This is a genomic window from Bacillus testis (assembly GCF_001243895.1).
Classification (GTDB): domain Bacteria; phylum Bacillota; class Bacilli; order Bacillales; family DSM-1321; genus Bacillus_AD; species Bacillus_AD testis.
On the sequence record NZ_LN851186.1, the window covers coordinates 2,728,544 to 2,750,961 of the forward strand.

General features: G+C 44.7%; 21 protein-coding genes and 1 other annotated feature. Of the genes, 4 read left to right on the plus strand and 17 right to left on the minus strand.

Translation table 11 applies throughout. From position 1 onward, the window contains the following. Nucleotides 1-40: 40 nt before the first annotated feature. The 4 genes from BN1765_RS13675 to BN1765_RS13690 form a co-directional block, all read right to left on the minus strand. Nucleotides 41-370, minus strand: coding sequence for a YolD-like family protein (locus BN1765_RS13675; RefSeq protein ID WP_050615651.1), 330 nt, complete (start codon nucleotides 368-370; stop codon nucleotides 41-43). Between the two features lie 35 nt (nucleotides 371-405). Continuing rightward, nucleotides 406-1,662: a Y-family DNA polymerase gene (locus tag BN1765_RS13680; protein ID WP_050615652.1), complete on the minus strand. Its 1,257-nt coding sequence runs from the start codon at nucleotides 1,660-1,662 to the stop codon at nucleotides 406-408. Nucleotides 1,663-1,974: 312 nt separating this feature from the next. After that, nucleotides 1,975-2,535, minus strand: coding sequence for a GNAT family N-acetyltransferase (locus BN1765_RS13685; RefSeq protein ID WP_082195483.1), 561 nt, complete (start codon nucleotides 2,533-2,535; stop codon nucleotides 1,975-1,977). A gap of 138 nt (nucleotides 2,536-2,673) precedes the next feature. Beyond that, nucleotides 2,674-3,876, minus strand: coding sequence for an MFS transporter (locus tag BN1765_RS13690; protein WP_050615653.1), 1,203 nt, complete (start codon nucleotides 3,874-3,876; stop codon nucleotides 2,674-2,676). Between the two features lie 238 nt (nucleotides 3,877-4,114). Here BN1765_RS13690 and BN1765_RS13695 point away from each other — a divergent pair, with 238 nt between their 5' ends. After that, complete coding sequence (locus BN1765_RS13695) at nucleotides 4,115-5,599, plus strand: aldehyde dehydrogenase family protein (RefSeq protein ID WP_050615654.1); 1,485 nt, start codon at nucleotides 4,115-4,117, stop codon at nucleotides 5,597-5,599. Nucleotides 5,600-6,263: 664 nt separating this feature from the next. Next, nucleotides 6,264-7,067: a DUF6944 family repetitive protein gene (locus BN1765_RS13700; protein WP_050615655.1), complete on the plus strand. Its 804-nt coding sequence runs from the start codon at nucleotides 6,264-6,266 to the stop codon at nucleotides 7,065-7,067. Between the two features lie 112 nt (nucleotides 7,068-7,179). On the opposite strand, the gene BN1765_RS13705 is transcribed toward BN1765_RS13700, so the two are convergent. The 12 genes from BN1765_RS13705 to BN1765_RS13760 all read right to left on the minus strand — a co-directional run bounded on the left by BN1765_RS13705 (nucleotide 7,180) and on the right by BN1765_RS13760 (nucleotide 18,876). Continuing rightward, nucleotides 7,180-7,692, minus strand: a complete 513-nt coding sequence (locus tag BN1765_RS13705; RefSeq protein WP_050616784.1) for a hypothetical protein — start codon at nucleotides 7,690-7,692, stop codon at nucleotides 7,180-7,182. Nucleotides 7,693-7,736: 44 nt separating this feature from the next. Continuing rightward, complete coding sequence (locus tag BN1765_RS13710) at nucleotides 7,737-8,192, minus strand: helix-turn-helix transcriptional regulator (RefSeq protein ID WP_050615656.1); 456 nt, start codon at nucleotides 8,190-8,192, stop codon at nucleotides 7,737-7,739. A gap of 272 nt (nucleotides 8,193-8,464) precedes the next feature. Then, nucleotides 8,465-9,310: an aldose epimerase family protein gene (locus BN1765_RS13715; protein WP_050615657.1), complete on the minus strand. Its 846-nt coding sequence runs from the start codon at nucleotides 9,308-9,310 to the stop codon at nucleotides 8,465-8,467. Nucleotides 9,311-9,515: 205 nt separating this feature from the next. Further along, nucleotides 9,516-10,712, minus strand: coding sequence for a M20 metallopeptidase family protein (locus tag BN1765_RS13720; protein ID WP_050615658.1), 1,197 nt, complete (start codon nucleotides 10,710-10,712; stop codon nucleotides 9,516-9,518). 184 nt (nucleotides 10,713-10,896) lie between these two features. After that, nucleotides 10,897-11,352 (minus strand): threonine/serine exporter family protein, encoded by a 456-nt coding sequence (locus BN1765_RS13725; RefSeq protein ID WP_050615659.1) that lies wholly within the window; start codon nucleotides 11,350-11,352, stop codon nucleotides 10,897-10,899. A gap of 14 nt (nucleotides 11,353-11,366) precedes the next feature. Next, nucleotides 11,367-12,122: a threonine/serine exporter family protein gene (locus tag BN1765_RS13730; RefSeq protein WP_050615660.1), complete on the minus strand. Its 756-nt coding sequence runs from the start codon at nucleotides 12,120-12,122 to the stop codon at nucleotides 11,367-11,369. 250 nt (nucleotides 12,123-12,372) lie between these two features. Further along, a complete protein-coding gene (locus BN1765_RS13735; protein ID WP_050615661.1) occupies nucleotides 12,373-13,689 on the minus strand; it encodes a DUF4179 domain-containing protein in 1,317 nt (438 codons plus the stop codon). Continuing rightward, the gene (locus BN1765_RS13740; RefSeq protein WP_050615662.1) at nucleotides 13,665-14,207 is read right to left on the minus strand and encodes an RNA polymerase sigma factor; all 543 of its coding nucleotides are present in this window, start codon (nucleotides 14,205-14,207) and stop codon (nucleotides 13,665-13,667) included. The genes BN1765_RS13735 and BN1765_RS13740 overlap by 25 nt, the downstream gene beginning before the upstream one ends. 155 nt (nucleotides 14,208-14,362) lie before the next feature. Further along, nucleotides 14,363-16,084 carry a pyruvate oxidase gene (locus tag BN1765_RS13745; protein ID WP_050615663.1) on the minus strand — a complete coding sequence of 574 codons (1,722 nt, stop codon included), beginning with the start codon at nucleotides 16,082-16,084 and terminating at the stop codon, nucleotides 14,363-14,365. A gap of 250 nt (nucleotides 16,085-16,334) precedes the next feature. Continuing rightward, nucleotides 16,335-16,841: a hypothetical protein gene (locus tag BN1765_RS13750; protein WP_050615664.1), complete on the minus strand. Its 507-nt coding sequence runs from the start codon at nucleotides 16,839-16,841 to the stop codon at nucleotides 16,335-16,337. Nucleotides 16,842-16,890: 49 nt separating this feature from the next. Beyond that, the gene (locus BN1765_RS13755) at nucleotides 16,891-17,685 is read right to left on the minus strand and encodes an SDR family NAD(P)-dependent oxidoreductase (protein ID WP_050615665.1); all 795 of its coding nucleotides are present in this window, start codon (nucleotides 17,683-17,685) and stop codon (nucleotides 16,891-16,893) included. Nucleotides 17,686-17,910: 225 nt separating this feature from the next. After that, a complete protein-coding gene (locus tag BN1765_RS13760; RefSeq protein WP_050615666.1) occupies nucleotides 17,911-18,876 on the minus strand; it encodes an MBL fold metallo-hydrolase in 966 nt (321 codons plus the stop codon). Between the two features lie 212 nt (nucleotides 18,877-19,088). Next, nucleotides 19,089-19,310, plus strand: a binding site (T-box leader). Between the two features lie 106 nt (nucleotides 19,311-19,416). On the opposite strand from BN1765_RS13760, the gene proC reads away from it, so the two are divergent. Continuing rightward, the gene (gene proC / locus BN1765_RS13765; RefSeq protein ID WP_050615667.1) at nucleotides 19,417-20,259 is read left to right on the plus strand and encodes a pyrroline-5-carboxylate reductase; all 843 of its coding nucleotides are present in this window, start codon (nucleotides 19,417-19,419) and stop codon (nucleotides 20,257-20,259) included. A gap of 187 nt (nucleotides 20,260-20,446) precedes the next feature. Further along, nucleotides 20,447-21,463, plus strand: a complete 1,017-nt coding sequence (gene namA / locus BN1765_RS13770) for an NADPH dehydrogenase NamA (RefSeq protein ID WP_050615668.1) — start codon at nucleotides 20,447-20,449, stop codon at nucleotides 21,461-21,463. 176 nt (nucleotides 21,464-21,639) lie between these two features. Here namA and BN1765_RS13775 read toward each other — a convergent pair whose 3' ends face one another. Next, nucleotides 21,640-22,125 (minus strand): prolyl-tRNA synthetase associated domain-containing protein, encoded by a 486-nt coding sequence (locus BN1765_RS13775; RefSeq protein WP_050615669.1) that lies wholly within the window; start codon nucleotides 22,123-22,125, stop codon nucleotides 21,640-21,642. Nucleotides 22,126-22,418 lie beyond the last annotated feature (293 nt).

A 22,418-nucleotide genomic window follows, 5' to 3' on the forward strand; every position in this document is an offset into this window, starting at 1 on the left:
CCCCCCTATTTCCTTGATGGTTGCAGATAAATGCCTTCCTTTATGCCGGCCGAATATCGACGACAGTACCTAGCTCGATATAGTGGGCCTCGTCAAACGAATCAACCAGGTGCAGCTTCTTGTTCCCGGCATCCACATGATGGATGTTCCCCATGATGAACCGGTGCTTATTGCCTTGAAAATAGGTAACGACAACAGGCGTACTATATTCCATCGCTTCGGCAATCGCTCTATCCAACTCCTCCATCTGCTGTTCATCTAACTCTGCCTTTTGCTCGTACGTATCTTCTTCAGCCCACTCGCGAAGCATGGCGACATGCTCGGGCAGCATCATTGATACCCATTTTATTCTGCCTCGGTCTCTTATCATCCTTTACATTCCCTTCTCCACATCAAATTAAGCGATCAGGCCTTATGTCCGCCCACAAGCTTGCTTCGATATACAGCCGTTCCGGCAGCCGTATACGAAATAGCGCGCAGCAATGACTTTGAGCCGAACCGGCCCCTGATGCGGTCGACTGTATAACCCAACTCGCGCTGTGCCGGTTTGGACGGTTCAAACAGCGTGAGTTGCATGCATTCATCCTCCGTTATGTTGGAAAGCGATACAGAAAGCTTGCGCACAGTCTTTCCTTGGTAATGCTCATGGAAGAGATCCAGGCAGACTTTATACAATTCCATGGTGATATTGGTCGGCGCTTCAATCGAACGCGAACGCATGAAGCCGCCGCCGAATTCATCCTTGCTGTAGCCGACCCCCAAAGTAATCGTACGTCCGGCTTTTCGTGAAGACCTTGCCCTCCTGGCCACCTCTTCACAGATTTCCAGCATCACATGCTTGATTTCCTCTTCTTCTTTATAATCACGCAGGAGGATTTGGCTTTTGCCGAAGCTGATCTGGCCTTCCATAATCGGCGCGCCCATCTCGGACAAATCGATTCCCCAGGCGTGATGATACAGTTGGTTGCCCATAATGCCGAATTTTTTCTCCAATAATTCAAGGGGATAATTAGCCAGATCTCCGACTGAAAAAATACCCATTCCATTGAGTGTCTTCTCCACTCTTCTCCCGATCCCCCACATTTCCCTAAGGGGCGAAACGGGCCAAAGTTTCGCCGGCACGTCTTCATACGTCCATTCGGCAATTCCGTGCTTTTTGGCCTCAAGATCCAAGCATAATTTGGACAGAAGCATATTAGGTCCGATGCCGATCGCGCATGGGAGTTGGAACTCCCGCTCGATTTCATCCTTTATGTTGGCAGCGATCTGTTGGGCGCTCCCCCACAAAGGCAGCGTGCCGTCCACTTTCAAAAAGCTTTCATCAACACTGTACGTATGGATGGCTTCTTTTGGAACGTAGCGGTTGAACAAGCGGCTAATCTCGGTGGACATACGCAGGTACATCGCCATTTGCGGCTCCACAATCTGGATACGCGGATCATTCGGGATTTCAAACATGCGAGCGCCCGTTTTGATGCCAAATTCCTTCTTCATCATGGGTGAAGCCGCCAGCACCACGCTGCCCGTACGTTCTTTATTGCCGACAACGGCCAGATGGCATGTCAGCGGATCCAAACCGAGCATGACAGCCGAGCAACTCGCATAAAAGCTTTTCATATCCACGCAAAGTATATGGTTATGCGGCATTGTATTATAATCCATGGCTTTCCTCCGGAACATTTGTTCTGTTATTATTATATCCTTAATAGTAAGGGAATATACGTTCGTATTCAACAAAAAATTTTTTCCAAGCTCCCTTATGCTGTTACGGATGAGGGGATGAATGAAAAGCACACCGATTAAATTTATTGGATAATAAGACTTTCTATACGGATGTGTCTAAATGAGTATCCCCCACTTCCATCACCAAGATGGCTTTAAAAACAGCAAAAAAACACTGCCCCCTTTTCGGATGGCAGTGCTTTTTTGCGCCGTTCTAACTGGCGGATATAATAAAATACCCAAAGCTTCACTTTACAAAGACTTAACCATATAAGCAAATGTATGGTCAACAATCTTTATTTTTTTCTTCTCTTTAAAGCCTACTCGTTCATATAATCTTCTTGCATCTGGATTGCCCTCATCCACATTCAACGAGATGCTGCCATAGCCAAGAGCACGGCCTTTTTCCATGGCTGCTTTGAGCAGAGCCGTTCCGATTCCTCTGCCTCCATAGGCTGGGTTGACGCTGACCGTATCTATATAATAATCTTCCGCATCCGCTTCCTGGTCCAATTTGAACGCCCGTCCGGGGAATTTCTTCTCGAGAAAAGCAAGAATCGGAGCATCAAGCTCCTCAGCATTGCTGCCGTGATAAACAAGGATCAGGCCGACAGCCTTGCCGTCTTCTACTGCCACAAGACAGTTTTGATAACTCAAACGATTGCCCTCATGCTGAAAATAACGTTCTAGCTGTGCCAATACAGCTTGTTCTTCTTCTTCCCCCGTCAACGAATGGGCGATTTCATGGATGGCGTCATAGATAAGGACAGCCGCTTCCCTTGCATGTTCAGGTGTAGCTTGTTCAATAATCATGATCTGCTGGAATCTCCTTTATCAAGTAAATCTAGTACAAGCGTACCATATTTTCTTTAAAAAGAACCAGCTTTCCTGTGAATACGTTTGTATAATCATCCACAAAAAAACGCCCGTTCAACACGAGCGTTTTTTGCATTATGAAGATACGGTCGACTTCTCCGGCGCATTGGCAGCCTTCCGTCCATGTGGATTCCACCATACAAGCAGGAATGCAAGCACGATAAAGGCACTTGAAATTTGGAAAATAGTCGCGATTTCCATATATCCAGCAAGAAAGCCGAAAACCAGGCCGCTTAATCCGATGCCCAAGTCGATGGCGGAAAAACTCATGCCGTTGGCGATTCCACGCCGTTTAGGGGGCGTAATGGACAAGCCCCATGACTGCAGTGTCGGCAGGATGGAGCCATACCCCATTCCAAGCAGCGCCCCGGCAATGCCAATTTGGAAGCTATTGTGGGAAAACGACAATACCCATAAAGCAGCGAAGGTCAGAACCGCACACACCAGCACAATTCCCCGGGGGCCGTTGCGGTCGAACCATTTCCCAGTAATCGGCCGGGAAAGCGTAGCAAAAACAGCATTAACAAGATAAAAAACAAAAATATTATCAATGCCTCGTTCATTGCCGAAGATCACAATAAAGGAGACGATACTGCCGTAGCCGAACGCGATAAGCAGTGTAAGCACAGCCGGGAACCAGGCAGCTTTTTCAACCAAAGAACCCGTGTATGAAAAAGAAAGGTCCGTCCGCTTAGTGTTGGCGACTGATTCAGGCATTTGATAGGAAACCAACGCCAAAAGAATGATTGCAATCACACCCAAAAATCCTGAAACATAAATCAGATTGGTGAAGGTCGTTGTTTGAAACAGCAACAATCCAAGACTCGGAGCCACAATCATTCCAAGCGTAATGGACAAGCCAAAATAGCCCGTTCCTTCCCCCAATCGGGAATTTGGTATCAAATCAACGGAAGCCGTCCCGTTGGCCGTCGTTGACCAGCCCCAAGCAACCCCATGTACAAAGCGGAGGGCTAACAACACAATGACAATATTCGTCAGCGGATAAAACAAAGTCACGATCAGCAAAGCAACAGCTCCGACCATGACCAGCAAGCGCCGCGCTTTGTATTCAAGCATAAAACCGATGAAAGGGCGGACAATAACTGCCCCAATGGAAAACAGCGCTGTTACCAGCCCTACTTCCAATTCCGATGCGCCTATTGATTTAATATATGGAGGCAATGTCGGTATTAACATTTGAAAACTCATAAACGTGAACAAATTACCCACAATCAACATAATGTATGATTTTGTCCACAGTCTTTCTTGGTGAATCACAATCCATCTCTCCCACTTTATTCGATTAAAATAACGGCATCCAATTATTTCGTATTACTAAATAGTAGCACAGACAGAGTAGAAAAAATAGTCGAAACTCCTCATAAAAACAAGAATAAAATAGATTGAATTATGAAACTAGTAGCCCTATCATTAAAGATATGTAATGAAATCGCTTACAATTTTTGCAAACTTCATAGAGTCATTACCAAACTGAATCCATAAGGGAGGTACATGCATGACCCAAGCAATAGGTGAAGTGAAAAAAAGCGTACAAGCATTTTTAAGCGGCAAAAAGAAAATGTATATCAACGGTGAATTTGTCGAAAGCAAATCGCAAAAAACATTTTCAACCCCGAATCCTGCAACCGGCGAAACACTGGCGGATGTATATGAAGGAGATGCTGCAGATATCGATGCCGCGGTAAAAGCCGCAAGGACTGCTTTTGACAAAGGGTACTGGTCAAAGATGAGTGCAGCCCAAAGAAGCCGCCTGATGTACAAATTGGCGGATTTAATGGAAGAACATAAAGAAGAACTGGCGCAATTGGAAACGCTGGATAACGGAAAACCGATTTCTGAAACTAGCAATGCCGATGTGCCGCTTGCAATTGAACATATGAGATATTATGCAGGCTGGTCCACTAAGATTGTCGGACAGACAATTCCGGTCAGCGGCAAATTCTTCAACTATACCCGGCATGAAGCAGTCGGTGTCGTCGGGCAGATTATCCCTTGGAATTTCCCGCTCCTTATGGCCATGTGGAAACTTGGGGCTGCCTTGGCCACAGGCTGTACAGTCGTCTTGAAGCCGGCGGAACAAACTCCGCTTTCCGCCCTCTACCTGGCAGAGCTAATCGACAAAGCAGGATTCCCTCCTGGCGTTGTCAATATTGTACCGGGCATGGGCGAAATAGCCGGACAGGCACTCGTCGACCATCCTCAGGTAGATAAAATCGCCTTCACCGGCTCAACCGAAGTAGGAAAGAGCATTATGGTAAACGCCGCAAAATCATTGAAGCGCATTACATTAGAACTGGGCGGCAAATCGCCGAACATCATCCTTGATGATGCGGATTTATCCAAAGCCATACCGGGCGCTCTGAATGGCGTAATGTTCAATCAAGGGCAGGTATGCTGTGCCGGCTCGCGCGTTTTCATCAAGAAAAAAATGTATGATAATGTCGTGGCAGATATGGTATCGCATGCAAAATCCATCAAGCAAGGAGCCGGGCTTGATCCAGGCACACAAATGGGGCCGCTTGTCTCCAGCATCCAACAAAAACGCGTCATGAACTATATCGAAAAAGGAGTCGACGAGGGTGCAGAAGTCCTGGTGGGCGGCACTGTGCCGCGCGAGGAGGGATACTTTGTGTCCCCTACCATCTTTAGCGACGTTGACGACAAAATGACCATTGCCAAAGAAGAAATCTTCGGTCCCGTCATAGCAGCGATGCCATTTGACGATATCGATGAAATCATTGAACGCGCCAATGCGACGGAATATGGATTGGCAGCCGGATTATGGACGGAAAACCTTTCCAAAGCACACTATATCGCCGGCAAACTGCGTGCAGGAACAGTATGGGTAAACTGCTATAACGCCTTCGACGCCGCCTCTCCATTCGGCGGATACAAACAATCCGGCCTCGGCCGCGAAATGGGCTCCTACGCCCTCAACAACTACACAGAAGTAAAAAGCGTCTGGATCGGCATGAAATAACGAAAAGCGGAAGCGGCCGTTCAGGGACGTACAAACTGGAGTACTTTTCTTGAGATATAGGAATCACAGCGAACATAGAGAGCTGATGATGACTTATCGTAGAGAAAAGTGCGAAGTTTGCTAGTCCCTGGCCGCTGGAGCTAGACAATAACGAAAAGCGGAAGGGCACGTTTAGCGACGTACAAACTGGAGTGTTTCTTCTCAAAATAAAGGATACACGGCGAGGCACGAGCCGATGTTGACTTATTGAAGAGAGAAACGCGAAGTTTGCTAGTCGCTGTGCCCTGCAGCTAGACAACACGAAAAGCGGAAGCGGCCGTTCAGCGACGTACAAACTTAAGATACCGGAAACACAGCCCATGCAAAAGCTTGGGCTGTGTTTCTTTTTTGCTTTACCTGTCCCATCGTCTATAACGAAATAACATCTCCAATAGGCCATGCCAGTTTTCTTATCAGCCATAATAAATCAGGAATCCATTTATGTCTTATGCGAAACTGTAACCAGCATACATGTATTTTGATATTTTCCTCTTGAGAAAACGGGAGTATATGATTATATCCGGATAAAAAAACAGCCTTCAAATTGGAGAAGGTCAATCAAAAGAATAATCATTTTTAGCGACAATGAATACTCTATAATAGCAACGAAGGAGAAGGTGAGTACATGTTGTCCGCAGAAAACAACCAAGAAGAACTATTAAAGAACTTTATCGAAACACAAGGGGAAGATATAATCTTATCTGGTTCAGTCATAATAACAATTGGTACCATCATTGCAGCGCTTGCCTTAACAGAAGTATTCATAACAAGAAGCCCACAGGGAGCGGAAGGGATTGTAATCGGAAGTGGAATCGAAAGTATAGGGAATGTCATTCAAGCATTAGGAAGCCAACAACTGTATGCAGTCGAACCTTCTGACGCCCAAGCCAAAATCATAAAGGGTGATTGGCTTCAAGCTATTGGAAATGCAGGAACTGCCATTGCTGTTCAGGAAGGCATCATACTGTACCGATATACATTCACTGATCAAGGAAGCAGAAGGGACAGAGCACAGATGGGGGAAATCCCGACGGAAGAGACTCCTGGTCAAAGCGTCGCCCAGGAGCAAGGCGTTGATGAAGCATTGAAATTAACCATTGCCTTCGATGCTTTATCGAGCGCTATCCAAGGAACCGGTGCCTTCATTAGTGCACAGGGCATCTCACAATTACCTCCTTCCCCAATCCAAAGGGATGAAGGCTTAGCATCTACCCTGGTTGGCATCGGTGCCTTCATCGAAGCATATGGAGCTATCCTAGCCCTTGAAGAAGAAGAACTGAAGGGTGTTTTGAGCCAAGTGATCGGTGCTTGGATCCAAGTTGGGGCATCCTTGATTGAACTGAATGCTTTGACAGCAAAAAAATCCATCCAAACCATTGAAAAAAATGCCCACTCATACGGTCAATATATGAACTATGTTACGAATTAAAAAAACAAACATTTCTATAAGTGGTAGTCATTGCTGTCTCCCATACAATATCTTTGTGCTGTTTCATTAAAGCAAGTCTCCCCTCTATCAAAAGCTGCACGATGATGATCACTCATCCTTCATAAAACCATTTAGTCGGCAATAAAAAGGTCCATGGTATGGTAATAATAGCAATGGTCAATGCCACCTTTATCCTTTCTTTCTTATTTTCAATAAGACGTTTAAATGTACATGCATAATTAAAGAAGAAAATAAGCAGTGCGGATACAAGCATAGCGGCACAAATAATAAGTACGGCTACAGGGTGGCTGAACGGATCATAACAAATCGCCGACATTAATTCATTCGATAAACCGAAGAGAAATCCACTCATCCCAAATACAAATATAATGGCAGCGCCAATGATGTCGGCTAAAAATCCAAACAGCCAAACTTTCAATATGCTTTTCTTGTAAAAACGTTTTACATTCAGCTGATGCTTTGCTTGTTTAAATAGATAGAAACTAACAATCACGACAAGGGAATCGATTACATAATTCCCCAGTAACGTGAAGAAAATAACCGGTGGGAAAAACAACAAAAACCATATAGGAAAAATAAGATTATATACTTTCATATCCTTCATGCCCATAGCACCCTTCCTTCAGACATTTTTTCAATTCCACTTCTTTACTGGCTTTTGCTTAATTCATTTAGTCGTTTCAGAGCATCCTCTTTATCAAAAGAGCTGAACCATCGATAATGTTCTTCATCTAAAATGCGAAAATGCTGGCTTATGAGATTTTGCTGTAGCCGGAAATCCCCCCTTCTCTCAATTTCCTTCCACCAAACCTTTCCGCCTAGTGTTTTTTCCTTTGATATTCCTTCACTGGCATTAGCAATTAGTCGAACAAAATAAACAGGATCATCGCCAATGGCCGTTGAGAGAAGTTCACTATGTTGAAATAAAGTACAAAATGCGATCACTGTCGTCCAACTGGCCATTGCCCTTCCTTTTTCAATTTGGACAAGCGTCTTTTTCGAGACCCCGATCATTTCCGACATTTTATCTTGTGAAAATCCCTGTTCCGTCCGGACAAGCTTCATTTTTCTAGAAATCAATTCTACAAATTCTTCTCGATTCATATCTAAAAAACACTCCTTTAGTGTAATTTTACACTAAAGGAGTGTTTTAATGACTGTTTTTTTATAATTTTTTAAAAAATCATTTGAATTTGCATCATTTATATCCATTTGAATGTGCTAAACACTCTAAAAATGATTACACTCCTATCCACTTCAACGCGGGAGTGATGACAAAGAAGAGTAATTGGGAGATCAAACGGAGTAAGAACCCGGTTGGTTCAACTAATGATCGGTGAGGGATGAATAAATACCCTCACCGATCAAAATTCACTTTATTTTTCTATAAAATATACACACTCTGCTCTCAGAATTTGGCCTGGTTCTAAGTAGATGGCACCCTCTTCTTTGGAAAACGTGCCCGGCCCGGCCATCCAAGGTTCAAGGCAGATGTACTCTTCAGGGCGTTCCGACCAAAGCACCCCATTTTGGAAGACTTCGCTGTATTGGATATGCAAAGTTCTTTTTCCTTCCTTAATACACATTTCTGGATCAGACAAATGCATGTATACTTTGGAATCGCCAATAGCCAATTCCGCAGTGGGCTGTTTCCGTTCTTTCATCTTGTTATCTTCATTATCCAAATAACGCGCTGCCGGGATATTGTATTTGGATGCATGGTGATTGCCAAGGAAATAGGGGTGGAACCCTGCGTAGAAAGGCATGGCCCGTTCCGATTTATTTTCATAAGATTGGTGGATCAGAAGCTTGCCGTCTTTTAATTCATAGGTGAAAATAAGCTGGAATGAGAATGGATATTGGTTCTTTGTTTCCTCATCATCTTCAAGGACAAGGCTAACCTTTGTCCCCTCAGCCGACAGCACCTTCCACGCTTTATTGCGGGCGAATCCATGCTGTTTCATTGTGTAGGTAACACCGTCCAGCGTATATTCGTTGTCCGGAAGCGGGCCGCATATCGGGAATAGAACCGGATTTCCGCCACGGATATTTTTTGTTGCATCTATGAATGTTTCTTCCTGCAAGTATAGAATGTCCTCATTCCGGAGAGTCAATTGAAGAAGGATTCCTCCTCTTTCCGGACAGAGAACGGCTTTTGACTGGGTATCATCATCAGTAATTACAATAACGCTATAACCTGACATCGTTTGCTGCTCAACCACGTCATTACCTCCTAAGTGCTAATTGGTACATACCGTATTATACACGTTAAAGAATGGATTTTCATGAAATGTGAAAAAATTCACTATTTGTTGCGGATTCGTTGGGAAAGGTGTAACAGGATATCCATTTTTCTTCTTTCCACTCCAGCCAGAAAAAGCAGGCACCCTTTCTATGCCTGCTTCTTCTACGCTTTTGTAAGCTTGTTTATTTATGGTCTTGCTTATGGTTTTTCAGCCACATAATCGAACCGTACGCATGCATAGCTGCCCCAGTAACGAGAATATCCTCATTGAATACGACTTGGGGATGATGCATTGGAAATCCATATAGAGGATTCTCTTCTTTTGTGCCTGCTCCTAATAAGAAATAAACGCTTGGGACTTCATATCCGAATGAAGCGAAATCCTCCGATCCCATTCCTGCTCCTTCAAATGTGACTACCGCTTTTTCACTGACTAGTTCTTTTACATACCCGGCAACCTCATTCGCTAACTCCTTGTCGTTGGTCAATGGCGGTACAGCTGCCAGCTGTTCAACCTGGACATCGCCTCTAAACATTTGTGCCGTTGCTGTTGCGATTTCACCTATTCTTTTAAAAATGAAATCTCCGGTATCTCTTGATAAATAACGAATTGTCCCCTCCATAACCACTTGATCAGGAATGACATTATGTGTGTCGCCACCCTTAAACTTCCCTATCGTGATTACAGCCGATTCAGTTGCAGCAATTTCTCTCGCTGTTATTTCCTGCATGGATAAATAGATGTGGGCGGCGATATTAATAGGATCTACCCCTGTTTCAGGCATGGCTCCATGGCAGCCGGTCCCGTTCACTGTAATCCTAAAGATCGTACAACCCGCGATACTTGTGCCCAAGCCACATAAAACAACATTGGAAGGAGTACCTGAATGTACATGCATCGCCATTGCCGCATCCACCCGAGGATTCTCCAGCACCCCGGCCTTCAGCATTGCCTTTGCTCCTTTAAAGCCTTCTTCATTAGGCTGGAATACTAATTTAACCGTTCCTTCTATTTCATCTTCATATTGTTTTAGCAACTTAGCTGCACCTAAAAGCATAGCTGTATGTAAGTCGTGGCCACAGGCATGCATACATCCATTGTCTGCTTTAAATTCATAATTGGTTTCTTCGTGTATAGGCAATGCGTCCATATCCGCACGCAACAGGAATGTCTTGCCTGGTTTCTTGCCCCCTGCCAAAGCAACGATACCGCTTTCGCATATTTCCATAGGTTCATATCCAAATTCCCTTAATTGATCCATTACGAATGCTTTGGTTTTTGGCAGGTGGTCGCCTACTTCCGGATTTTGATGGAGAGTTCTTCTGAACCGGATAAGTTCATCTTTCATAGCCTGTGCACTCTCTAAGAATTTTTGCATGGAAATCACCTCATAAGATATGTAGTTTGCATCATTTATCCCAACTGGCGCTAAGAGCCTCACTTAAACAGGGAAAGCGAATGCAGAAAAATAGTAGTGGGAAACCAAGCGACAGTTAAAACAAAGATTGGTTCAACTACAACTAGGCCAAAAAGGCAGAAAGCGAAATTTCCGCCTTTCTGCCCTAATTTGCATTTGACGGTTTTAAACGTCGCATTAGCTTCATGATAATTTGATGTAATACTTCCGAAAACACCAGCCCAATAGCAATGCTTCCGGAAATCAAAAATGCTTTTGCTGCTAGCATCAGTGCCATATTATAATCATTGAGGACAAAATGCCTCATCGCATCATAGGCCATGCCTCCAGGCACCAAAGGAATAATGCCGCCAACGATAAAGATAATCATCGGTGTTTTATATAATTTGGCGAACCATTGGGAGATGGCAGCAATCAACGTAGAAGCGATTGCTGTCGCCGGTATGATATTCATTCCGTATTGCGTGAGCCCATAATAGGTAATCCAGCCGAGCATGCCGACCAACCCGCATTTGGCGATCGATTCCCGTGGCACATTAAAAATGATGCCGAACCCAGCCGAACCGATAAAACTTGTGACAATCTGCGCTAAATAGTCCATCCCTATCCTACCCCTTAAAATAACGTTAAAGCGATGGCAATGCCGCCTCCGATTGCGAACGACGTCAGAAATGCATCTGCCCCTTTAGACAATCCGGATACGAGATGCCCTGCCATCAAATCACGGACGGCATTTGTGATGAGCAGCCCAGGCACAAGCGGCATGACCGACCCAATGATGATCTTATCAATCTCATGGCCAAACCCAATCTGGACAAGCAGATAGGAAACTAACCCAATAATCACTGCAGCCAAGAATTCCGAGATAAACTTGACCGACACCAAAGAACTGAAAAACAGAAAACCGATGAAGCCTAATCCTCCAGCCAACAAAGCCGGTATAAAATCATACCAATGACCTTGGAACATTATGACGAAACAAGCACTTGATAAAGCTGCGGCAAGCACTTGCACGGTAACGGAGAAAGCAAACTTAGATTTTTCTATTTCTTCAAGCGCCTCATGTGATTCACTGAGTGTCATGGTTCCCGAGCTCACTGCCCTGGACACACGGTTCACACGTGCAACTTTCAATAAATCTGTCGTTCGTTCAGATACACGAACCAATTTCGTCTTGTGCGCCTCGGTCTCGCCAACGGAAAAAATTATGCCGGTCGGAATAACGAAGCTCTCGCACTTAGCGATGCCGAATGCTTTTGCCATCCTGATCATCGTATCTTCCACTCTGTGAGTCTCCGCTCCGCTTTGCAGCAATATTTTACCCGCCAGCAAACAGACTTCCATAACATCGTACTGCAATTGCTTCTCCATTCATGTACCTCTCTAAACGTAACTCAATATGTATGTGTTAGTTATACCGCAATTCTTCCCCTATTCGCAATATAAAAAACGAAAACGGCAAAATTGAGCGGCTGCCGTTTTTCGTTTACATCAACTGTTATCGTAGATTGGCGATCTTTTTAGAAGTTCCATAAATAAACAGAAAATCAATCAGCAAGAGCCTAAATAGATGCTGAATGCCGGAGAAGGCCCAAGCGTCCCCCTCATCAATCTACATTTTTTATTTAATCCGGATTTTCACATAGTCTTCGATCCAGCTAGGATAACCGCCGAATTCGATATTTAATGGGTTCACGAACGTCTGTCCAGGTTCCAGAATGATGGAAAGATCCGTTTCTTTTGTACCAACACTGGAGGAGGAAGATGAGACTTGGATTTCTTTCCCTGTCGCATCATACACTTGGCCGAAAGAGATTCCTTCTTTTAGTACCTTTGGCGACAGGTATTTCATCGAAATGGTATCGCCTATTACTTGTAAATCTCTGATATTTTGATCCGGTGCCTTAAGAATGGCTTTTGTTTTTGTATCAATCTGCAAATTCGCCTTCTCTCGATCAATCGCTTGCATTCTAGTGATGACCAGATAGAGCTTTTTTGGCTCCTTGAAATAATTGCTCTGCAAATACCGATGATATTCTTTCCCCCAGGCCTTCCCCCGTCCTATGAGGCCACCTGGATCCTTTCCCCAGGTCTCCCCTTTTTCATCTACCAAATGTATATCTCCATAGTTGAGAATCCGTTTGCTATTTCCTTTGTCTGCCTCCAAGTGGATATCAGTCAGGATCGGGGAAACAGAAACAGAATGAAGAAGAACCCGCTGGCCGGCGAAGTTGAATTCCTTCTCCAATTGATATTTTTTAGGCTTTGCATGGCTTTTTGAAAGTTCAATTGCAAACTCAAAATGTTCGCTGTAGCCCTTCCCCTTTACATCAACAGACCAACGAAAAGTATGGTCTTTGAAGGGAGAAGTAAAAAAATAATGTTTGCTGTCCGCATACTTTTTGCCAGCTTCCATTTTTTCTAAATCGTACCCTATATTGAACGAATAATTCTCGAATTCCTTACGGTCCGGATGCAATAATCCCTTATTTTCCACCTCCACCGGACCGCGGTCTGTATCGGAAACAAGCGAATAAAAGAAGATGATCCCGGTTTCATCTTTGATTACCGAGTCAATCGTCATGGTAATCCCATTCTTTTTCTGAGAAAGTCCGATCATTTCCTGATACTCATTCTTTACGGCGGCCGTAAGCCCTTTGTCATCACGGAAGAATTCAACAAATGGCTCCATGCCGGGCAGCTTCGATAGATAGTCGGCAAATGCGGAGGAATGATAAATGGACGAAACAAACGAAAGGAAAATGAAAGCGACGGCCAATACAGCAATAAGCCGGTATTTTTTTCTTGTTTGTCTGCGCCTTTCCTTTTTGGCTTTCTGGTAGCCTGCCAAAATAGCTTGGTCAAGATTTTCTCCAGGGATTTCCCATCGGTCCAATGTCTCTTTCATTCTATTTAACTGTGCTTCTTCTTTTTCCATGGCGTCTCCCTCCCTTCTTTTTCATCCAACAAAAGACGAAGGGAGCGCAACGCACGGCTCAGCCATGTTTTGATGGTCCCCTCCGGTTTTTTCCATATGTTTGCAATTTCTGAAATCTTCAGGTCCTGAAAATATTTCATCATTAAGATTTCCTGTGATCTTTGGTCCAATGCTTCCATGGCATCGAGCAGTTCCATCTGCTCGTGGGACATATTTCCGGACATCGAATAGGCAAGCTCCTCGCTGACAATCATTCTTTTTTTGCGCTTTGCCTGGTCATGGCAATAGTTCATCATCATGCGGAGCAGCCATATTTTGGCGTAAGCCGGCTCTCTCAGTGTATGAATATGGTTATAAGCCCGGAAAGTCACCTCCTGAAGGGCCTCCAACGCTTCATCTTCGTTTCGCAGATAGACTAATGCTGTTTTGTACAGCATTCCTTTATAATGGTGAAGCAATGCAAGAAAGGCCTCATCCTCCCCCTTCGCCGCTTTGGCCGCCAGCTGTTCAATATCCATCCTTAAGCCTCCCTCTAACTCTGTTAATATATAGACTACAGAATATGGAAAAAGTTTCAATATTTTTATTAAATAAGAAAATGTTGCCAATTTTGCATCAAAAAAAGCCAGATGCTTATTTATGAAGCATCTGGCTTTACTTGTTATACTTTTACTCACAATAAACGGCTTATACTTTTCTTGAGCGGCGGCATATCGAATGATCCTTCCGTAAAGAATTTCTTCATGGCTGTTTTTGAATAACCTATAGCTTCAGGCAATAGGATTTTCCCTGGAAGCGGCGGTTTCTCTTGGACGCGGACGTCGATGATCACAGGACGTCCAGCCCGTTTGGCCATCGAAAAGGCGCCCTCCAATTCTTCATATTTTTCGACTCTGAAGCCTACCCCTCCGCATGATTCGGCGAATTTTGCGAAATTAAAGTCCTGAAGATCGACCGCGTATTCCAAATGGCCTTTAACAGCCTGTTCGGATTTGATCATGCCAAGCATATCATTGTTCAGGATGATAACCGTGATGGGCAGGTCATATTTGACAGCAGTGATGAAATCCTGCATAACCATAGCAAATCCTCCATCTCCGCAAATAGCGATCGCTTGGCGGTTGGGGTAAGCGATTTTAGCGGCAATCGCCCCAGGCAGTCCACATCCCATTGTCGCAAGCCAGCTGGAAAAAGCGAATGTATGGTTGACTGCACGGAAATGCCGAGTCGTCCACACCGTCACTTCTCCAACATCCACTGAAAGCACGGCATTAGGATCGGCATATTTTTGAATATACGGCATGACTGCTTCTGGCTGGATTGGAGTGCTTGTATTGCTTTCCTCTTTTTCAATCTGCTTCCACCAATTTTGCATATTCTTGCGGCACGCTTCTAAGAATGTGCGATTGGTTGTGGGCTTGCCGTGTTGATTGAACCAGGCAAGAATCCCCCGGGAATCGCCGATTAATCCTAAGTTGACGGGATAGCGATTGCCGATGACTTCCGGTTTAAGGTCAATCTGGATTGCTTCAGCGTTAGGGGGTAGATAGTCGCGGTACGGATAGTTGGTTCCAATCATGATAAGGAGATCAGTTTCCTCCATCGCCTCATAGGCCGGTTTCGTACCAAGGCGCCCCAAATTGCCCAGATTGCTTAAATCCGTGTCGGGCAATGCGCCTTTACCTGGAAGAGTCACTATAACCGGCGCCCCGAAGGTTTCCGAGAAACGCTTTAATTCCTGGCGGGCAAAGCGGGCCCCGAAGCCTGCTAGCACGACAGGCCGTTTGCTGTTCTCTATTTTTTCCAAAGCCATCCGCAGCTTTCTTTCCTCGGGAAAGATGTGCGGAATACTATAGGCATTTGAGGTATTGTTCGTTTCCTTCTCTATTTTATGTGTCGGGATATCATCAGGAATGATCAAGACAGCGGGCCCTTTTTTAGCATACGCTGTACGTATTGCCTGGTTCACCACATCGGGGAGGCTCTCAGCGCTCGTTATTTGTTGGTTATAGACGGATACATCTTCAAAGATGCTCTCCAGCTTGATTTCCTGGAAATATTGTCTTCCTAATGTTGACGATTCCACTTGCCCAGCCAGAACAAGCATAGGCACTCCGTCCATTTTGGCATCATACATCCCATTAAGTAGATGGACAGCACCTGGTCCGGCTATGGAGAGGCAGACACCGATTTTGCCGGTCATTTTTGTATAGGCTGCCGCTGCCAGCGAAGCCGTCTCTTCATGCCGCACTTGAATGAATTGCACGTTGGATTCTTCCTTGCGCAACTGCTCTACCACATTATTAATGGAGTCTCCTGGCATTCCATATACATGGTCGATTCCCCATTCTTCCATCGTTTTCACTAAAGCCATGCCAGCTGTCATTTTTCCCATATTGCTTTTTCCTCCCTCGTTGTATTGCTCATCTAATGACTATGTTCCCTAGTCTCTTTGAAGTAAAACACTCTTTCTAGCAACATCTTAATCTTCAAATAAGCTATATTAATATGACAAAATAAGGAAAGGATAAAGGCATGGATCATCCGTTTCAAGGCTTTGCTGAAAGAAAACAGCAAATACCCCAAAGTGTGGGCTACGCGAAAAAAGGAGGAGAATTCACATTCCCTCCTTTGCATAGGCCCTATTAAGCTTCCATAAATAAAATTTCATAATTATGTTCATCAACCGTAATCTTAAAACCAATGTCCACGTTTGACCGCCTCATGACATCCATGACATAGGCATCCTCATCCGGTTTATGGATGACATTGGTAACGATAAAATGTTCATCTTTATTATGCCTAAGCTGGCTGAGCACATTGACAATCATGGCTGATTCCTGCAGATCCGCCGGTTCTTGTTGGACCTGGAGCATTTTGGCACGAGCACGTCTTGGAAATGCCTGGCTTATATCACCCTCGTAAAAGGGCTGGATTTTCATGCCTAACCGCAAGTCATTTTTCTTCAGTGCTTCTCCTTCATTTGTCTGAAGTTGGGTATCATGGCCAATTTCATAGATTACATCACCGATGAGCACTTGGTCGTCTTTGACAAATTGTGTAATGAATCCTGTAGTGCCCCGGTGGACTGCTTTCTGGGAACAACCCGCCAGCAAAAGGATCAGCATTGTTACCCATGCTATCTTTTTCATCTACTTCACCTCTATGTTCATCCGCAGGCTTAAGAGGTCTCATGCAGTATTATTTCATATTGAATTTTTTGCCTGCTATTTTCTCAACGAAACCGGGGATGAGATTGTAGATCGCACTCCCTATATTCATCCAACGGGGCAGATTCAATTCTCGTTTGGGATGCTGCATAAGCCGGACGATTTTGCCGGCGACATAGTCTGTGCTCATCATCATCTTCTTGGCTTTTTGTTGGTATGTCCCGGATTGATCCGCACGTTCAAAGAAATTGGTGTCGATTGGGCCAGGATTCACAGTGGAAATGTGAATATCTGTTTCGATCAACTCCAACCGCAAGCTATTCGAAAAACCGAGAACGGCAAACTTGGTTGCCGAGTAGCCGCTTGACTTTGGAGTAGCAAGCTTGCCTGCTTGCGATGCAATATTAATGATATGGCCTGAATTGCGGCCGATCATCTGCGGCAGTACGGCTTTTGTACAAGCAATCGTACCTAATACATTGACGGAAAACATTTCTTCGTAATCGGCTAGATCTGCATCGGCCACATACTCATAAATGCCGAATCCTGCACTATTTACAAGTATATCGATCGTCCCGACAGTTTGTTCAATCTGTTTGAACACCCGGCCGATGTCGCCCCTATTGCCGACATCCAACTGGAACCAGATGCTGTCTGCTCCGTATGTCTCATTCAGCGACCGGCAAATGTCCTTCAGTTTTTCAACAGAACGGGCAAGAAGAATCGGACGGGCGCCCTCCCTTGCTACTTTATAGGCAAGGCTCTCCCCGATACCGGAAGAAGCGCCGGTAATCACTATATTTTTACCTTTTAGCTGTATCACTATTTCACCTCAAAAACTGCCTTTTATGTACTTCTTCCATTTTACCATCCTCTGCTCTTAAAATAACAGCTTATTTGAATCTCCGGCTCTACATGATTCAATAAAACAGGCTAACAAAAAAATGCGTCTCCGGCAATCCTGCTGCCGTGGCGCATCTTTTCCGATCCTCATACCTTTCACATCATTAAATTGGCGGAACGCTCCGGCGGAAGGAGCACTTCCCAATCTTTACTGCTTCGTATGGTAAATAGTTCCGTCTGGTGTTTCTTCTCCGAAAATAAGGCCGGAATCCATCAAATAATCAAACTGTCCCAACGTTTCGGACAACGTAAGGCCAAATTGATTTTCATACTTCTTCGGAAACAAGATCTTTGTCATCTCGAATACAGTGGTTGGCTGCTGCTTCAGATATCCATAGACCCGCATAGCGCGTTCATGCTGTGATTGTAGCCGTTTAGCTATAAGAGGCTTAGGATCAGTGATTGGATTCCCATGTCCTGCATAAACGACGCCAAGCGGCAAACCAGCGATTTTCCGCAACGATTGATTCAATAGCAGCTGCGATTTTGGCCGCGATTGCCCTTCTTCCATCGGGGGTTCGATCAATGGATTAGGAGATACTTTCGCCAACAGTAAATCCCCGCCAAACATAGCCCCATCCTCTTCTCTGAACAGGACGATATGGCTTTCTGCGTGCCCTGGCGTTTCTAGGACCGTCCAGCCAGGATGGCCCGGAATTTCATCGCCTTCCTTCAACGTTCCCGTAAGGACTCGTGAGCTATGGACTTTCAAATTATTCTTTAGCCTGCCGAATAGGGAACGATAATTGTCGGGAACGCCCATTTCCTTTGCCAGCGCTAAAAAGAACTCCACATATTCACCGGTAAATTGTTCGCTATTTTCAAGCCAAGGATTATTATTGGTGTGGCCGAGGAAAGGAATATTCTCCGGAAAAAAATCCACCCCTCCGACATGGTCGACGTGATGATGGGTAATAATGATTTGTTCGATATCTCTCATTGTTAAACCTAGAGCTTTCAAACCTGCCTTAATTGCTTCCTCTGATTCAGGTGTTTTGATCCCTGTATCGATTAAGGTCAATACATCGCCTTTCAGAACGAAGGCGTTTACATCTCCAACAGCAAAAGGGGTCGGGATGGCGATTCGTGCAAGATCATTGTTCCATTCTGTCATTTTATCTCACCTTATTATCATAAATTATGAATAACAATTCATGTATGATCATAAGTTTACTACTACGAAAACAAAAAGTCATGCAATTGCAGGATTTTTATTCCAATATTCCGTCTGAGTTGTTCCAATTAACCTATGGATTTCCACATTGCTTCATTTGCTATTGACACCCTATCCGCCTTCCTTCATAATCGATAAAAAACCTTTCATATAGTAAAGCGATGAATGGGAATAGTAATGAATAGATGATAGCCAGAAAATGAACCCAAAGGCTGGAAGGTTCGTATATCCTCTCTATTTATGAACCTGCCCCATGAGCTTTCAGGAAAACCTGAACGTCCGTCCGGCGATATAGGATATCGAGTGCATCCTTTTGCTTCACTGAAAGGATGAACAAAGGTGGTAACACGGAAGCAAAGCCTTTCGTCCTTTCTATAGGACGAAGGGCTTTTATATTTTCAGTATCCGCAGATTTTACTGGTTACAGCGGCAACAGCTGCTATTTACTTACAACCAATTTTTAAAGGAGGAAATTAACAAATGAAATTATCTTTTTTAGGGTGCGGCTCTATGGCTGAGGCGATGATTTCCGGCATGGCCACCCAAGGAATTGTACAGCCACAATCGATTTTCGTGAAGAACCGCCACAATCCTGAACGAATGGCATTCTTGCAGGATACGTATGGCGTAACACCTGCCTCCTCTTATGAAGAATTAATGGACAGCGCGGATATCATCGTGCTTGCCGTCAAGCCAAAAGACGTTTTTCAAGCATTGTCTGAGATAAGGGAATCGATCACACCGGATATGCTCATCCTTTCTGTTGCCGCTGGGGTTTCAATCACAAGCATTGAACGGATCGTCGGCCAAGCCAATCCTGTTGTCCGCTGTATGCCCAATACCTCCGCTGCTGTGGGCAAATCGGCTACTGCCCTGGCACATAATCGTTTTGTCTCCGCGGATCAACTGCAGCAAATCATTTTGCTTCTGCAAACATTCGGAACGGTATCAATTGTGGATGAAGATCAGCTCGATGCCGTGACCGGTTTATCAGGCAGCGGCCCGGCTTATATCTATTATCTTGTCGAAGCCATGGAAGCCGCAGCTGCCGAAATCGGCCTTGAGCAAAAACAAGGAAAAGACTTAATCCTGCAGACAATCATTGGCGCAGCGGAAATGCTGAAGAATTCACCAAAAACACCCCGGCAACTGCGAAAAGAGGTGACATCTCCGGGAGGGACAACTGAAGCGGGAATAAAAATCCTGCAATCCGAAGAGGTCAAACAGGCTTTCATCAACTGCATTACGGAAGCAGCCAAGCAATCGAAGCGGATGGGTGAAAAGCTAGCGATGGAAATGGATGAAAAATTGACAAAATTGTAAGTGCTTCTCTTTTGCCTAGATCGCACCGTTTGTTTATAACTGAATAAGAGAGGGAAAAGTTTGGACTAGCCAGTGTTCTCTTTAACGCTAAGTCTCCATACTTACACGCTGCTACAAAACTTAGCATTCATTAAAGAAGCAGCAGAACATTTTCTATTCTCCATGTTTATCAAAAGGAGCGTTATCAATGAGCAAAAAACTATTCACACCTTTTACTATTAAAGATGTTACATTAAAAAACAGGATTGTTATGTCGCCGATGTGCATGTACAGCGCAACCAATGAACAAGGTTTTGTGGAAGATTGGCATCTTGTCCATTACGGAAGCAGGGCTGTAGGCGGCACAGGCTTAATTATCCTGGAAGCGACAGCGGTTTCTCCACAGGGGCGCATCTCTGCGCAGGATTTAGGCATCTGGGATGACAAGCATATAGAAGGCCTATCTCATATTGTCCGTATCCTTCACAGCAATGAGGCCAAGGCCGGAATCCAGCTCGCCCACGCAGGACGCAAAGCAACAGTGGACGGCACAATTTATGCGCCCAGCGCCTTGGCTTTCGATGAATCCTATAAAACGCCTGCCGCTATGACTGTAGATGATATCAACCAAACAATTGCTGACTTCAAAGCAGCAGCGCGGCGAGCCAAAGAAGCGGGCTTCGACATTATTGAACTGCATGGCGCCCACGGCTATTTGCTGAATGAATTCCTGTCCCCGCTTGCCAATAAGCGGACAGACAAGTATGGCGGCAGTGAACAGAACCGTTACCGCCTCGTCAAGGAAATCATTGAGGCCGTGAAGCAAGAATGGGACGGCCCTCTATTCGTCCGTATATCGGCGAATGACTATCATCAGGAAGGAATGACCCCTGAAGATTATGTCTCATTTGCCAAATGGATGAAAGAAGATGGCGTCGACTTGATAGATGTCAGCTCTGGTGCGGTTGTTCCCGCTAAGATTCAGGCATTCCCCGGCTACCAGGTTCCATTCAGTGATGTCATCCGCAATGAAGCGGATATTCCAACCGGCGCCGTCGGTATTATTACTTCAGCTGTGCAGGCTGAAGAAATTCTTCAAAATAACCGTGCCGACCTTATCTTCATGGGGCGCGAGCTGCTTCGAAACCCTTATTGGCCGAGAACAGCAGCAGCGGAATTGCATACGGAAATCACCCCTCCCGTCCAATACGAAAGAGGCTGGTAAAAACGTTCAAGGGCGATTAGGGGGCGTTCATTCATCACTCACCAATCTTTCATACCTGTCGTTTGATTTCCTATTGGTCTTTCGCTCTTGTGTTGAAGCGGTAGTTTAACGCCAGTTAGAATGGATAAATATTTAAAGGCAATCTCCAACCAAGGAAGATTGCCTTTTTTGAGTTACTATAATGCACTATATAGCGGTGGATGCGCTGCCCAATCGAGAAACCGCTCAAAATCTTTGAAGGATAGAATCAACGTTGTCGTATTGATGTTTGGATGGAAGCCGACGGTATCATTTCGGTCAATGCTGCTATCGATCACCACCTGAATTCGATGGTTGCTGTCGTGCGCAAGGGCCAGCGGGGTGACCGTTCCCGGCTGCAAACCCAATAGATCATCTAGCTCTGCCGGTGTGGCAAAAGACAAGCGGGAGCAATTCAATCCAGCTGCCAGTTGTTTCAAGTCCGCACTTTTTTCGTCAGGTAAAATAACCAGATAAAACGCTTTGCCTTTTTTTGTTTTCAACAAAAGATTTTTCACCTGAGGTCCGGGCAAAACAGCATCATACCTTTTGACTGAAAAAATGGGTTCATGGTCTACGCGTTGATAAGAAATGCCGAGCTGCTGCAGTATTTTGTAGGCTTCTGCTTCTGTTGGTTTTTTCATATTTTCCCTCCTGATCGATTAAAACGGCTTTCAGCTAGTCCATCCCCTCTCCTGACTATTCAGGAGCACTCTATTGTTCCAGTATAACATTTACTGTTGCCTAAAATCACGACTGCCCGTCTTTATTCTTACTGGCGCTTGATACTCCACTTGCATTTTCCATTCTCGCTCTCGCATTGATGCGGGAGTCTTAGTGTTAGTTAAAATGGAATTAAATGACAGATAAATAGACTGAATCGGAAAAAATTACCATCAAGTTGTCGTTATTTGTGATAAAATGGAAACTAATGAAA

Bases quoted from the DNA above. Each gene is read 5' to 3' on its own strand.
- BN1765_RS13675 (WP_050615651.1), bottom strand. From the start codon at position 370: ATGATAAGAGACCGAGGCAGAATAAAATGGGTATCAATGATGCTGCCC.
- BN1765_RS13680 (WP_050615652.1), bottom strand. From the start codon at position 1,662: ATGGATTATAATACAATGCCGCATAACCATATACTTTGCGTGGATATG.
- BN1765_RS13685 (WP_082195483.1), bottom strand. From the start codon at position 2,535: ATGATTATTGAACAAGCTACACCTGAACATGCAAGGGAAGCGGCTGTC.
- BN1765_RS13695 (WP_050615654.1), top strand. From the start codon at position 4,115: ATGACCCAAGCAATAGGTGAAGTGAAAAAAAGCGTACAAGCATTTTTA.
- BN1765_RS13700 (WP_050615655.1), top strand. From the start codon at position 6,264: ATGTTGTCCGCAGAAAACAACCAAGAAGAACTATTAAAGAACTTTATC.
- BN1765_RS13705 (WP_050616784.1), bottom strand. From the start codon at position 7,692: ATGAAGGATATGAAAGTATATAATCTTATTTTTCCTATATGGTTTTTG.
- BN1765_RS13710 (WP_050615656.1), bottom strand. From the start codon at position 8,192: ATGAATCGAGAAGAATTTGTAGAATTGATTTCTAGAAAAATGAAGCTT.
- BN1765_RS13720 (WP_050615658.1), bottom strand. From the start codon at position 10,712: ATGCAAAAATTCTTAGAGAGTGCACAGGCTATGAAAGATGAACTTATC.
- BN1765_RS13725 (WP_050615659.1), bottom strand. From the start codon at position 11,352: ATGGACTATTTAGCGCAGATTGTCACAAGTTTTATCGGTTCGGCTGGG.
- BN1765_RS13730 (WP_050615660.1), bottom strand. From the start codon at position 12,122: ATGGAGAAGCAATTGCAGTACGATGTTATGGAAGTCTGTTTGCTGGCG.
- BN1765_RS13735 (WP_050615661.1), bottom strand. From the start codon at position 13,689: ATGGAAAAAGAAGAAGCACAGTTAAATAGAATGAAAGAGACATTGGAC.
- BN1765_RS13740 (WP_050615662.1), bottom strand. From the start codon at position 14,207: ATGGATATTGAACAGCTGGCGGCCAAAGCGGCGAAGGGGGAGGATGAG.
- BN1765_RS13745 (WP_050615663.1), bottom strand. From the start codon at position 16,084: ATGGGAAAAATGACAGCTGGCATGGCTTTAGTGAAAACGATGGAAGAA.
- BN1765_RS13750 (WP_050615664.1), bottom strand. From the start codon at position 16,841: ATGAAAAAGATAGCATGGGTAACAATGCTGATCCTTTTGCTGGCGGGT.
- BN1765_RS13760 (WP_050615666.1), bottom strand. From the start codon at position 18,876: ATGACAGAATGGAACAATGATCTTGCACGAATCGCCATCCCGACCCCT.
- proC (WP_050615667.1), top strand. From the start codon at position 19,417: ATGAAATTATCTTTTTTAGGGTGCGGCTCTATGGCTGAGGCGATGATT.
- namA (WP_050615668.1), top strand. From the start codon at position 20,447: ATGAGCAAAAAACTATTCACACCTTTTACTATTAAAGATGTTACATTA.
- BN1765_RS13775 (WP_050615669.1), bottom strand. From the start codon at position 22,125: ATGAAAAAACCAACAGAAGCAGAAGCCTACAAAATACTGCAGCAGCTC.